Source organism: Salinarimonas sp., from assembly GCF_046292825.1.
In the GTDB taxonomy this organism is placed as follows: Bacteria; Pseudomonadota; Alphaproteobacteria; order Rhizobiales; family Beijerinckiaceae; genus Salinarimonas.
This window is the reverse complement of the sequence record NZ_JBKBQG010000007.1, coordinates 111,488-123,703: the sequence shown is the minus strand read 5'-3', so window position 1 is coordinate 123,703 and position 12,216 is coordinate 111,488. Positions and strand designations below refer to the sequence as shown.

Here is a 12,216-nt window from a genome sequence, read left to right as displayed (position 1 = left end):
CCCTTCGCAGCTTCGCGGCGAATGACCCCATCCGACCCGTCGCCTTCGGCGCCGGGCCACCTTCCCCTGAGGGGAAGGAGAGCGGCGGCGCGTTGTCCTTTGTCTTGCTGCGCGCAGATCACGATGTGTGAATCGCGTAGCCCTACGGGGAGGGATGGCCTCCCCCCACTCACCGCGCGGTGGCGGCGAGCCAGGCATCGATCAGGGCGCGGCGGTCGCGGGCGACCTGTTCCGGGTCGAACAGGAAGGACGTCGCAGGCTCGATCAGATCGTCGAAGGCCTCGGGCAGGCCCTCTTCGGGGATGCGCGCGGGGAACATCCAATTGCCCTGCGGGATCAGCGCCTGGAAATCGTCCGAGAGCATGAAGTCGAGGAAGTCGCGGGCGAGCTCGGGCTCGGCGCTCGTGCGGATCATGCCGGCGATCTCGACATGGAGATAGTGCCCCTCCTCGAAAGCGGCGGCGCGGTAGCGCGTCTCGTTCTCGACCGCGCGGTGATAGGCGGGCGAGGTCTGGTAGGAGAGCACCATGTCGGCCTCGCCCTCGAGGAAGAGCCCATAGGCCTGCGACCAGCCCGAGGTGAAGGTCACGACGCGCGGCGCGAGCTTCTCCCACGCGGCCGGCGCCTCCTCGCCGAAGACGGCTTCCATCCACAGGAGGAAGCCGAAGCCCGGCGCGCTCGTGCGCGGGTCCTGCAGGACGAGGCTCGGGCCGTCGACGTCCTCGACGAGGGCGCGCAGGCTCGTCGGCGGCGCGGGCAGGCGCGTCTCGTCGTAGACGAAGGCGAGATGCCCCCAGTCGAAGGGCAGGAAGACGTCGTCCTCCCACGCGATCGGCAGGTCGAGATCGCCGGTGTCGCGACCATGCGGCGCGAAGAGGCCGAGCGCGCGCGCCTCGTGGGCGAGGTTCATGTCGAGCCCGAGCACCACGTCCGCGCCCGTCGTCTCTCCCTCGAGCCGCAGGCGGCCGAGGAGGCTGCCCGAATCGTCGGACGCGACCCATTCGAGCCGGCAGCCGCAGCGCTCCTCGAACAGGTCCCCGATCGCGGCGCCGGGGCCGTAGCGGCCCACGAAGGAGGAATAGGTGTAGACGGTCAGCGTCGGGATATCGGGCTGCGCGTGCGCAGGCAGCGGCGCGGCGAGACTTGCCGCGATCGCGAGAGGGGCAACGAGACGGGACATCGGGTCGGGCTCCGAGCGCGATGGGCCGTGCGGGGCATGGATCGACGCTCGACCTCTCGCGGCGCACCGCGATCGACGCTCATCCCTACGCCGGCACGACCCGGATCAGGTTCGACGGGTTGGCGCGCGCGCCTCTCAGCTCCAGGACGGAGCACCCCGTGAGACGCCGCATCGGTAGCGCGTCGGCGCGCCGCAGGCAAGCGGAACCGCGGGGGAGCCGCCCGAACCGCGTCGTCCCCGCGCCGCTCAGCCCTGCGCCTTGCGCTCCAACCGCCGCCGGTGGAGCACCGGCTCGGTGTAGCCCGACGGCTGCACGCGGCCCTCGAGCACGAGGTCGAGCGCGGCCTGGAACGCCACGCCGTCGAAGGCGGGCGCCATCGGGCGGTAGAGCGGGTCGCCCGCATTCTGCCGGTCGACCACCTCCGCCATGCGCTTCATCGTGGCGATCACCTCCTCGCGGGAGACCACGCCGTGATGGAGCCAATTGGCGAGGTGCTGGGAGGAGATGCGGCAGGTGGCGCGATCCTCCATCAGGCCGACGTCGTGGATGTCGGGCACCTTCGAGCAGCCCACCCCCTGGTCGATCCAGCGCACCACGTAGCCGAGAATGCCCTGGGCGTTGTTCTCGATCTCCGAGCGGATGTCCGCCTCCGACCAGTTCTGCCGATCGGCGACGGGGATGGTGAGGATCGCCTCGAGCGGAGCGATTCCACGGGCGCGCAGCTCGTCCTGGCGCGCGAAGACGTTCACCTTGTGGTAGTGCGTCGCATGCAGCGTCGCCGCGGTGGGGGACGGCACCCAGGCGCAATTCGCCCCCGCCATCGGATGGCCGATCTTCTGCTCGAGCATCGCGGCCATGAGATCGGGCATCGCCCACATGCCCTTGCCGATCTGCGCCCTCCCCGGCAGGCCGCAGGCGAGGCCGACATCGACGTTGCGGTCCTCGTAGGCCTTGATCCAGGGCTGGCCCTTCATGTCCGCCTTGCGGATCATCGGCCCGGCTTCCATCGAGGTGTGGATCTCGTCGCCGGTGCGGTCGAGGAAGCCCGTATTGATGAACACGACGCGGGACTTCGCCGCGCGGATGCACTCCTTGAGGTTCACCGTGGTGCGGCGCTCCTCGTCCATGATGCCGACCTTGAGCGTGTTCTGCGCGAGCCCGAGCATCGCCTCCACGCGCCCGAAGATCTCGTTCGTGAACGCGACTTCCTCCGGCCCGTGCATCTTCGGCTTGACGATGTAGACCGAGCCCGCGCGGGAATTCCCCGGCCCCTGCCCCTTCAGGTCGTGCATCGCGATCAGCGACGTGATCGCCGCGTCGAGGAGCCCCTCGAACACCTCCGCCCCGTCGCGATCGAGGACGGCCGGGTTCGTCATCAGGTGGCCGACATTGCGCACGAGCATCAGGGAGCGGCCGTGCAGCCGCAGCTCGCCGCCGTCGGGCGCGGTGTAGACGCGGTCCTCGACGAGGCGGCGGGCGAAGGTGCGACCGCCCTTCGTCACCTCCTCGACGAGGTCGCCCTTCATGAGACCGAGCCAATTGCGATAAGCGAGGACCTTGTCCTGCGCGTCGACCGTCGCGACGGAGTCCTCGCAATCCATGATCGTCGAGACGGCGCTCTCCAGGACGACGTCCGCGACGCCCGCTCGATCGGTCTTCCCGATCGCGTGCGCGCGGTCGATCACGATCTCGACATGCAGGCCGTTATTGACGAGGAGCACCGCCTCGGGTGCGGAGGGCGCGCCGCGGAAGCCCGCGAAGCGCGCGGGATCGGCGAGCCGGGCGTCGCCGTCGGCGGTCTCCACCACGAGTGCGCCGCTCTCGACGCGGTAGCCGGTCGCGTCCGCATGGCGCGCGGTCGCGAGCGGCGCCGCCTGGTCGAGAAAGCTCTTGGCGAAGGCGATGACGCGCGCGCCGCGCTCCGGGTCGTAGCCCGTGCCCTGCGGCTTGTCGCCGAGCGCGTCGGTGCCGTAGAGCGCGTCGTAGAGCGATCCGAAGCGGGCATTGGCGGCGTTGAGCGCGTAGCGCGCGTTCGTCACCGGCACGACGAGCTGCGGCCCCGCGATCGCGGCGATTTCCGGGTCGACATTCGCGGTGTCGATGGAGAAGTCCGGCCCCTCGGGGACGATGTAGCCGATCTCCTCGAGGAAGGCGCGGTAGGCGCCGGCGTCGTGGGGCTGCCCGCGGCGCTCGAGATGCCAGGCATCGATCTTCGCCTGGATCGCCTCGCGCTTCTCGATCAGCGCGCGGTTCTTCGGGGTGAGATCGTGCACGAGCGCGGAGAGGCCTTGCCAGAACGCCTGCGCGGACACGCCGGTGCCGGGCAGCGCCTCGCGCTCGACGAAGGCGTGCAGAGGCTCGGCCACCTTGAGCCCGAAGGCGTCGATCCGGTTCGTCATGACAGCTCCTCCCTGGCGCGCGAAAGGTGCGCGCGCGCTCTCTCCCGTCTTCGCTACCCCCCGGCGCGCCGCGGATCAATCGGCGGGCGCGACTTGGATTGTTTCCGAAAAGGAAAGAGCGAGCACGCTGTTGTTCCCGCGACGGCGCCTCGGAGCTATGGCATCATCCCCCACCCACCCGTCATTCCGGGTCGCGAAGCGAGCCCGGAACCCAGATCCACGACGCTGGTTCGAGCGCGCATGCGCGCTCGCTTGAAAACCCGAGCCCATGGACGCGTCGAAGGACGCAGCCTACAGGCTGCTCACCGGACGTCGGGAGTCTGGCTTCCGGGCTCGCTATCGCGCCCCGGAATGACGGCATCGCAGGACGAGGCGAAAGTTCGTCGAACCGTCAGCCCACGATCCCCACGAGGTGGAGGACGATGCCGGCGGCGGCGCTGCCGGCGAGGACCGTGAACACGCCGAGCTTCAGCACGAAAACCGCGACGAGCGCGCCCGCCACCAGCAAAGCGGCGGCCGGGTCGAGCGTCGCGAGCACCGGCACGTCCATGCGCATGCCTAGCCCGGTGAACGTGGCGACCTCGGCGAAGAGCACGTGCAGGCCGAACCAGACGGCGAGGTTGAGGATCACGCCCACCACCGCCGCCGTCACCGCCGAGAGCGCGGCCGACAGAGCCCGGTTCTCGCGCAGGCGCTCGACGAAGGGCGCGCCGAGGAAGATCCACAGGAAGCAGGGCGCGAAGGTCACCCAGGTGGTGAGGAGCCCGCCGAGCGTCCCCGCGACGAGCGGGTGCAGCCCGCCCGGATCGCGCAGCGCGCCCATGAAGCCGACGAACTGCGTCACCATGATGAGCGGGCCGGGCGTGGTCTCCGCCATGCCGAGCCCGTCGAGCATCTCGCCCGGCGCGAGCCAGCCGAAGGTCCCCACCGCCTCCTGCGCGACGAAGGCGAGCACCGCATAGGCCCCGCCGAAGGTGACGACCGCCATGGCGGAGAAGAACAGCGCGATGTCGGTGAAGACGTGGCCGAAGCCCAAGGTCGCGAGGAGGAGCGCGACGGGCGCGAGCCACAGGACGAGGCAGATCGCCGAGATCCGCAGGGCCTGGGCGGGGCTCGGGCGGGCATGGGCGGGCACGTCCTCGCCGAGCGCGCTGTCGGCATCCGCGACGTGCAGCCGCCCGAGCCTCGCGTGCCCCCCGCCCCCGCCGAACGCCTCGTAGCCGAGGCGCGCGCCGACGAAACCGACGAGCGCGGCGCCCGCGATGATCAGCGGGAAGGCGATGTCGAACACGAAGATCGCGACGAAGGCCGCGGCCGCGATCGCGACCATGGCGCCGTTGCGCAGGGCGCGCGAGCCGATGCGCACGAGCGCCTGCAGCACGATCGCGAGGACGGCGGCCTTGAGCCCGAAGAACAAGGCCTCGACGAATCCGACATTGCCGTAGAGCGCGTAGACGAAGCTCAGCGCCATGATCGAGACGACGCCGGGCAGCACGAACAGCACGCCCGCGATGATCCCGCCGAGCGTGCGGTGCAGGAGCCAGCCGATATAGATGCACAATTGCTGCGCCTCCGGCCCCGGCAGCAGCATGCAGAAATTGAGCGCGTGCAGGAACCGGCTCTCGCCGATCCAGCGCTTCTCCTCGACGAGGATGCGGTGCATTACCGCGATCTGACCGGCCGGGCCGCCGAAGGACAGGAGCGCGATGCGCGTCCACACCGCGAGCGCCTCGCGCAATGTGGGGTGCGCCGGGCGCACGGCGTCGTTCTCAGGCTGCACGCGTGCCCCCTGCCCTCGCGAAATGCGCGTCCGGTTTGTGTGCACGCTCGCGCGAAGCGGGGCAAGGGGGGCGCGCGAGAGGAGGCGTGGTCCGAAATGCCGCGCTTCTCCATCGGCTCAACTCCACCGTGCGGTGTCATCCCGGACGCCGAAGGCGATCCGGGACCCATACCCACGACGTGTCGGTCGCAGCCTGTAGGCTGCGTTTCTCCATCGAAAGCTGCGCAAAGGTCGCGGATCGAGCGCGGCATGCGCGCTCGAACGGTCGTCGGAGGTTATGGGTCCCGGGTCCGCTTCGCGGCCCGGGATGACAACCTCCGGAGGATTCACAGACTCTCGGCGAAAGGCGGCCCGGCTCCTCAGGCGACGGGTCGGACGGGGTCGTTCGCGCCGCAGGCGCGAAGGGGCGTCGTCGTAACGCTCAAGGACGACGCTCCCGAGCGCCCCAGACGATCGCCCGCCTCACGCCGCCCTCGTGGCGCGGGTGCCGGAGCGGCGGGGGGTGGAGCCGTCGGTCTCCGGCCCCTGCCCGTCGAAGAGGTCGCGCATGCGCATGACGCCGCCGCGCATCACGAAGACGAGCAGCGCCTCGTCGACGCGCTGCGCCTCCCGCACGATGGCGGCGACCGCGCGCCGCGCGTTCTCCGTCGGCCCGCCGCAGGCATTGAGCGCCGTGACGAGCCAGCGCGCGGTCTTGGCGTCGACATAGCCCGTCGGACGCGCGCTCCACACCACGAAATCGACGAGGAGCGCGGTCATCAGCTCGGACCATCGGGCGGCGGCGTCCTCCGCGCGGGGCACCGTCCGATCGAGCGCGATCAGGACGTCCGCCTCCTCGCGGCTGGCGAGACCTTGCGCGAGAGCGATCTCGCTCAGCCGCGACACGTCGGCTGCAGTCATACGACCCGCCTCGACGGCACGATCGGCAAATCGGCGAAAGTCTTCGTTGATCATGTTCGACGCCTCCCCGGTCTCTTTTCTCGGATGGACCGGTCTCCTGTCTGCGGGAAAGCATCGCGCCGGGCGCTCATCGGCGGGTTAACGGGGCAATCTGAATCGGCGTTCAGGTTAAGGGGGGCTTGCCGGGCTGGCGGATGCCGCAGCGTGAGCGTCTTTGCGCCGTCGCAAGGAGAACCTTTCCCCTCTCCCGCGAAACTTTCGGGAACGCATATGCTACATCATCACCGAAGACGAACCCGACGAGGCCCACCATGCCTTCCACCGGTCTCCACCACGTCACCGCGATCGCCGGCGATCCGCGCCGCCATCGCGACTTCTACGCCCGCATCCTCGGCCTGCGCCTCGTGAAGCGCACCGTGAACTTCGACGATCCCGGCACCTGGCACCTCTATTGGGGCGACGAGGCTGGCTCGCCGGGGACGATCCTCACCCATTTCCCCTGGGTGCAGGGCGCGCCCGGCCGGGCCGGCACCGGCGAGACGCGTGAGACCGCGCTCGCCGTGCCGCAGGGCGCGATCGGCGCCTGGATCGGGCGTCTCGCCGAGAACGGCGTCGCCTACGATCCCCCGGTGACGCGCTTCTCCCGCACGGTCGTGCCCTTCGCCGATCCGGACGGCATGCGCTACGCGCTCGTCGGCGTGCCCGGTCTCGAGACCGCGCCCGCCTACGACGGCGGCGGCGTGCCCGCTTCCGACGCGATCCGCGGGGTCGATGCGGTGACGCTCGCCGTCCCCGCGATCGCGCCGACGGCGCGCGTGCTCGAAGAGGTCTTCGGCATGCGCCGCGTCGGCGAGGAGGGCGAGGGGCGCGGCATGCGCGTGCGCTTCGAGGGCGAGGCGCGCATCGGCGCGGGCGTCGAGCTCGTGGTGGAGGACGGCCCCGCGCCGCGCCTCGGCCGGGGCTCGGTCCACCACGTCGCCTTCCGCGCCGCCGACGACGCGGCCCAGGCGGACATGGTGGCGCGCCTGCGCGGCCTCGGCATCGCCGCGACCGAACAGAAGGACCGCAACTACTTCCGCTCGGTCTATTTCCGCGAGCCCGGCGGCGTGCTCTTCGAGATCGCGACCGACGATCCCGGCTTCGCGATCGACGAGGCGCCCGGCGCGCTCGGGACCACGCTCAAGCTGCCGCCCCCCCTCGAGAGCCGCCGTGCGGCGATCGAGGCGGTCCTGCCTTCCCTCGGAGACGCGCCATGACGGATCATCCCTTCACGAACCCGTTCGTCCACGTCCACGTGCCGGGTGCGGCCGATCGCGCGCCGATCCTCCTCCTGCACGGGACGGGCGGCGACGAGCGCGACCTCCTGCCGCTCGCCCCCGAGATCGCACCGGGCCGCGCCGTCCTCTCGCTGCGCGGCAAGGTGCTCGAGAACGGCATGCCGCGCTTCTTCCGGCGCCTGTCGGAGGGCGTCTTCGACGAGGCGGACGTGCGGGCGCGCGCGCTCGAGCTCGCCGCCTTCCTCGACGAGGCCCGCGCCGCCTACGGGCTCGCGGCGCCGGTCGCGGTGGGCTTCTCGAACGGGGCGAACATCGCCGCGGCCCTCCTCTACCTGCGCCCGCAGGCGCTCGCGGGGGCGGTGCTGTGGCGGGCGATGCAGCCGCTCGCGACGCCGCCCGAGGCGCCGATCCCCGGCACGCGCGTGCTGATCGCGAGCGGGGCGATGGACCCGATCGTGCCGGCGCACGACGCGGCGGGCCTCGCGAGCCGCCTCGCGGAGGCCGGCGCGGACGTCGAGCACGTCCGCCTTCCGACCGGCCACGGCCTCGTGCGCGAGGACCTCGACCGCGCGCGGGCCTTCCTCGCGTAAGGGTGGTGCCGCGGCGGCGATGAGGTGCGGGCGGGCGAGGGAAGGATTCCCACGCCCGCCCGCCTCCCCTTCGGAGCCGCCCCCGCGAATGTGCATCTTCTCCGGAACCAGACCGTAGCGTCCCGCGTCACCCGTGCGGATCGTCTGCGAGAGGGAGGGCCGCCATGGCCGCGGAGCGGGTGCGGGTCGGCATCGTCGGGGTCGGCAATTGCGCGAGCGCCTTCGCGCAGGGCCTGTCCCATTACGGGCGGGCCGAGGCGAACGCGCCGATCCCCGGGCTGATGAGCGCCGAGATCGGCGGCTATCGCCCCTCCGACATCGAGATCGCCTGCGCCTTCGACGTGATCGAGGGCAAGGTGGGCCGCGACGTCGCCGAGGCGATCCACGCCGCCCCCAACGACACGCTGCGCTTCGCAGACGTGCCGCCGACGGGCATCCGCGTCTCGCGCGGGCCCACCCTCGACGGGCTCGGCCTCTATCTGCGTCGGCACGTGCGCGAGAGCGAGGAACCCGTCGCCGACGTGACCGAGACCCTGCGTCGCACCGGCACGCACGTCCTCGTCTCATACCTCCCGGTCGGATCGCAGAAGGCGGCGGAATTCTACGCCGAGCGCGCGATGGAGGCGGGCTGCGCCTTCGTCAATTGCATGCCCGTCTTCCTCGCCTCCGACCCCGCCTGGCGCGCGCGCTTCGAGGCGGCGGGCGTGCCGATCGTCGGCGACGACATCAAGAGCCAGGTCGGCGCCACCATCACCCATCGCGTCCTCGCCAATCTCTTCCGCGAGCGCGGCGTGCGGCTCGACCGCACCTACCAGTTGAACGTCGGCGGCAATTCGGATTTCGAGAACATGCTCGAGCGCGAGCGGCTCGAATCGAAGAAGATCTCCAAGACGCGCGCCGTCGACAGCCAGCTCGACACGCCGATGGACCCGCGCGACATCCATATCGGCCCCTCCGACCACGTGCCCTGGCTCGGCGACCGCAAGGTGGCGCATATCCGCATGGAGGGCACCGCCTTCGGCGGCGCGCCGATCTCGCTCGAGATGCGGCTCGAGGTCTGGGACAGCCCGAATTCGGCGGGCATCGTCGTCGACGCGGTGCGCTTCGCCAAGCTCGGGCTCGATCGCGGGCTTTCGGGGGCGCTGGTGGGGCCGTCGAGCTATCTGATGAAATCGCCGCCCGAGCAATTCACGGATGCGGAGGCGCGCGCCCGCGCGATCCGGTTCGCGGAAGCCGACGACGGCGCGGCCCGCGGGACGGGGGACGCGGAGGGCTGATGGCGCTCCTCGTCCACTTCCTGCGCCACGCGACGCACGATCACGGCACCGACGCGCTCGCGGGCCGCAATCCGCAGGTGCGCCTTTCGCCCGAGGGTCTCGCCGAGGCGGCCGCGCTCGCGGCGATGCTCGCGGGCCGTCCGCTCTCCGCGATCGTCGCCAGTCCGCAGCCGCGCACGGTCGAGACCGCCGAGATCGTCGCGCGCGGCCGCCCGATCACCATCGACGCCGCGCTCGACGAGATCGATTTCGGCCGCTGGCAAGGCGAGACCTTCGCCGCCCTCGAGCACGACCCGCAATGGCGCGCCTGGAATGCCGAGCGCGACGCCGCCGCGACCCCCGCCGGGGAGACCATGGACGCGGTCGCCGCGCGCGTGCTCGCCCTCGTCGACGCCTTGCGCGAGGCCCATCCGCGCGGGGGCGAGGTGGCGCTCGTCTCGCATCTCGACACGATCCGCGCCGCGCTCTGCCGCGCGCTCGGCCTGCCCCAACGCGCCGCGCTCGCCCTCGAGATCGCGCCCGCGAGCCTCGCCACCCTCGCGTTCGGCGAGGGCGGAGCGCGCCTCCTCCTGCTCAACCGCCGTCCGGCGCTCGATCTTCCGGAGGTCTCCGCATGAGCCTGTCGCAGAAGGCGATTGCCGCGCGCATCGCCGAGCTCGGACCCTGGTTCCACAATCTCTACCTGGCGGGCGAATGGACGGCGCCGGACCATTTCCTCGGCGATTTCCCCGGCATCATGTGGCGGCGGATCTGCCATGCGCTGCCGGACGATCTGGAGGGCCGCACGGTCCTCGACATCGGCTGCAATTCCGGGTTCTACTGCGCGGCGCTGAAGGCGCGCGGCGCCGGGCGCGTCGTCGGCATCGAGCCCGATCCGCGCTACCGCGCCCAGGCCGCCTTCGCTGCGGAGGTGCTCGGCCATTCCGACGTCGAGATCCGCGACCTGTCGGTGTACGACGTCGCGGCGCTCGGCGAGCGCTTCGACCTCGTGCTCTTCATGGGCGTCCTCTACCACCTGCGCCATCCGCTGCTTGCGCTCGACCTGATCCACGAGCACGTGGCGGGCGACGTTCTCGTCTACCAATCGCTGCAGCGCGGCGCCCGCGAGGTCTACGAGCCGCCCGCCGACGCCGATTTCTTCGACATGGAGGCCTTCGACGAGCCGGGCTTTCCGAAGCTGCATTTCATCGAGAAGGCCTATTGCGGCGACGACACCAATTGGTGGGCGCCCAACAAGGCCTGCAGCCTCGCCATGCTCCGCTCGGCGGGCTTCCGCCCCTTCGCACAACCGGAGAAGGAAGTCTTCGTCTGCGCCCGCGCCGAGCCGGGCGTCGGCGCGGGCGCGGTCTATCCGGCGCGGGGCTCGACGAAGTGACTGAACGACGACCGACAATGAGAGGGCGACAGGCATGATCGAAGCGGCGATGATCTGGAACGAGCCCAACAACAAGTCGCATTGGGACCTCGAGCTCGATCCCGATTTCAAGCTCTTCGCCGAGATGGCGATCGAGGCCGCCTGCGCGATCCGGGCGGTGGAGCCGCGCATCCCGCGCGTGTTGGGCGGCATGTCGCCGATCGATCCGAACTTCGTGGGGAATCTCGCCGCGCGCGGCGTCCTCGACCATGTCGAGGCGATCGCGGTACACGGCTTCCCGCTCGACTGGAACCTGTGGCCGATCGCGGCCTGGCCCGACAAGATCGCCGAGATCCGCGCCGTCACCCGGCTGCCGGTCTGGGTGAGCGAGGTCGGCGTGTCGAGTTTCGGGGCCGAGGAGGTGCAGGATTGGGGGCTGTCGCGCACGCACGAGCTGTTGCGCGGGCTCGTGCCGCGGGTGCACTGGTACTCGCTCTTCGACCTGCCGCAATCCTGGGGCGCGACGACGCGCCACCGCGAGGCGGAGGGCTCCTCCTATTACCGCCATTTCTACATGGGGCTGATCCGCGAGGACGGCACGCCCAAGCCCGCGCTCGCCACATTCGGCGATTGCGCGCCCGACTTCGGCCTGTGCCAATGGTTCCACTTCGAGGATCATCGCCTCGAGGAGGCGGTCGCCTGGATGCGCCGGCTCGGCGTGCGCCGCCTGCGCACCGGCCTCTCCTGGGCCGACAGCTTTCGCCCCAACGCGCTCGCCTGGTTCGACCGGATGATGGACGCGCTCGCGGAGTTCGACGTCACCGTCACCTTCTGCTTCACCCCCGAGCATCTCGGCCTCGCCCCCCATCACACGAGCCCGCCGCGGGACAATGCCGAGTTCGGCAATTTCTGCGCCTGGATGACCGAGCGCTACGCCGCCCGCACGGGCCTCGTCCCCGCGATCCCGATGCGCGCGGAGGTCGGGTGAGGGCCCCCTCCCCTCACCCGGCGAGCGCCGCGTGCGGGTCCGTCTCCGCGCGCATCCAATAGGCGGAGACGGGGGCGGGGACGCGGGTGTCGCCGGTCTCGAGGAAGGCGCGCAACGCGTATAGGTGGCGGCGCAGGCGGCGGTGGACGCGCTCGGATTGCGTGTCGTCGCAGGTCGCGAGCGCATCCGCCTCCGCCGCCGCGAGCACGATCGCGAACAAGGCCCCCTCGCGCGAGGTCGGCCGGTGGTCGCAGGCCCGCGCGGCGAGGTGCTCCAGCGTCGCCGAGATCTCCTCCACCGCCCGCCGCGCCGCCCCCACTTTCCACGCCTCCACCGCATCCCGCATCGCGACGTCGGCCGCCGACCGCCGCTCGATGAGAACGAGCGCCTCCGCGAGGAGGGCGGCGAGGGGGCAGGCGGGGGCGGGATCGTGTGGGGACAAGGGAGGTGCTCCGGTTGATGGGGTCAGG

11 protein-coding genes and 1 riboswitch are annotated in these 12,216 nt (G+C 71.2%); of the genes, 6 read left to right on the top strand and 5 right to left on the bottom strand.

Features of this window, described 5'->3' with window-relative positions; genetic code table 11:
- Positions 1-169: 169 nt before the first annotated feature.
- From thiB to ACK4UM_RS06130, 4 genes are all read right to left on the bottom strand, one after another.
- Entirely contained in the window at positions 170-1,180 is a 1,011-nt protein-coding gene (gene thiB, locus ACK4UM_RS06145) for a thiamine ABC transporter substrate binding subunit (RefSeq protein WP_409796890.1), read from the bottom strand.
- 65 nt (positions 1,181-1,245) lie between these two features.
- Positions 1,246-1,349: riboswitch (TPP riboswitch) on the bottom strand.
- A gap of 77 nt (positions 1,350-1,426) precedes the next feature.
- On the bottom strand, positions 1,427-3,580 hold the full coding sequence (locus ACK4UM_RS06140; protein ID WP_409796888.1) for a malate synthase G: 2,154 nt from the start codon (positions 3,578-3,580) through the stop codon (positions 1,427-1,429).
- A 391-nt stretch (positions 3,581-3,971) separates the two neighbouring features.
- Complete coding sequence (gene chrA / locus ACK4UM_RS06135; RefSeq protein WP_409796886.1) at positions 3,972-5,360, bottom strand: chromate efflux transporter; 1,389 nt, start codon at positions 5,358-5,360, stop codon at positions 3,972-3,974.
- Positions 5,361-5,822: 462 nt separating this feature from the next.
- Positions 5,823-6,260: a hypothetical protein gene (locus tag ACK4UM_RS06130; protein WP_409796884.1), complete on the bottom strand. Its 438-nt coding sequence runs from the start codon at positions 6,258-6,260 to the stop codon at positions 5,823-5,825.
- A 311-nt stretch (positions 6,261-6,571) separates the two neighbouring features.
- Here ACK4UM_RS06130 and ACK4UM_RS06125 point away from each other — a divergent pair, with 311 nt between their 5' ends.
- From ACK4UM_RS06125 to ACK4UM_RS06100, 6 genes are all read left to right on the top strand, one after another.
- Positions 6,572-7,516 carry a VOC family protein gene (locus tag ACK4UM_RS06125; RefSeq protein ID WP_409796882.1) on the top strand — a complete coding sequence of 315 codons (945 nt, stop codon included), beginning with the start codon at positions 6,572-6,574 and terminating at the stop codon, positions 7,514-7,516.
- Entirely contained in the window at positions 7,513-8,127 is a 615-nt protein-coding gene (locus tag ACK4UM_RS06120) for an alpha/beta hydrolase (RefSeq protein ID WP_409796880.1), read from the top strand. Before ACK4UM_RS06125 ends, ACK4UM_RS06120 begins: the two co-directional genes overlap by 4 nt.
- A 164-nt stretch (positions 8,128-8,291) precedes the next feature.
- The gene (locus ACK4UM_RS06115) at positions 8,292-9,404 is read left to right on the top strand and encodes an inositol-3-phosphate synthase (protein WP_409796878.1); all 1,113 of its coding nucleotides are present in this window, start codon (positions 8,292-8,294) and stop codon (positions 9,402-9,404) included.
- The gene (locus ACK4UM_RS06110; RefSeq protein ID WP_409796876.1) at positions 9,404-10,021 is read left to right on the top strand and encodes a histidine phosphatase family protein; all 618 of its coding nucleotides are present in this window, start codon (positions 9,404-9,406) and stop codon (positions 10,019-10,021) included. The genes ACK4UM_RS06115 and ACK4UM_RS06110 overlap by 1 nt, the downstream gene beginning before the upstream one ends.
- Positions 10,018-10,779 carry a TIGR04290 family methyltransferase gene (locus ACK4UM_RS06105; RefSeq protein ID WP_409796874.1) on the top strand — a complete coding sequence of 254 codons (762 nt, stop codon included), beginning with the start codon at positions 10,018-10,020 and terminating at the stop codon, positions 10,777-10,779. Before ACK4UM_RS06110 ends, ACK4UM_RS06105 begins: the two co-directional genes overlap by 4 nt.
- A gap of 34 nt (positions 10,780-10,813) precedes the next feature.
- On the top strand, positions 10,814-11,746 hold the full coding sequence (locus ACK4UM_RS06100) for a beta-xylosidase (protein WP_409796872.1): 933 nt from the start codon (positions 10,814-10,816) through the stop codon (positions 11,744-11,746).
- Positions 11,747-11,759: 13 nt separating this feature from the next.
- Here ACK4UM_RS06100 and ACK4UM_RS06095 read toward each other — a convergent pair whose 3' ends face one another.
- Positions 11,760-12,188 (bottom strand): hypothetical protein, encoded by a 429-nt coding sequence (locus ACK4UM_RS06095; protein ID WP_409796871.1) that lies wholly within the window; start codon positions 12,186-12,188, stop codon positions 11,760-11,762.
- Between the last annotated feature and the right edge of the window lie 28 nt (positions 12,189-12,216).

Bases quoted from the DNA above. Each gene is read 5' to 3' on its own strand.
- ACK4UM_RS06130 (WP_409796884.1), bottom strand. From the start codon at position 6,260: ATGACTGCAGCCGACGTGTCGCGGCTGAGCGAGATCGCTCTCGCGCAA.
- ACK4UM_RS06115 (WP_409796878.1), top strand. From the start codon at position 8,292: ATGGCCGCGGAGCGGGTGCGGGTCGGCATCGTCGGGGTCGGCAATTGC.
- ACK4UM_RS06100 (WP_409796872.1), top strand. From the start codon at position 10,814: ATGATCGAAGCGGCGATGATCTGGAACGAGCCCAACAACAAGTCGCAT.
- ACK4UM_RS06110 (WP_409796876.1), top strand. From the start codon at position 9,404: ATGGCGCTCCTCGTCCACTTCCTGCGCCACGCGACGCACGATCACGGC.
- ACK4UM_RS06120 (WP_409796880.1), top strand. From the start codon at position 7,513: ATGACGGATCATCCCTTCACGAACCCGTTCGTCCACGTCCACGTGCCG.
- ACK4UM_RS06140 (WP_409796888.1), bottom strand. From the start codon at position 3,580: ATGACGAACCGGATCGACGCCTTCGGGCTCAAGGTGGCCGAGCCTCTG.
- ACK4UM_RS06105 (WP_409796874.1), top strand. From the start codon at position 10,018: ATGAGCCTGTCGCAGAAGGCGATTGCCGCGCGCATCGCCGAGCTCGGA.
- thiB (WP_409796890.1), bottom strand. From the start codon at position 1,180: ATGTCCCGTCTCGTTGCCCCTCTCGCGATCGCGGCAAGTCTCGCCGCG.
- ACK4UM_RS06125 (WP_409796882.1), top strand. From the start codon at position 6,572: ATGCCTTCCACCGGTCTCCACCACGTCACCGCGATCGCCGGCGATCCG.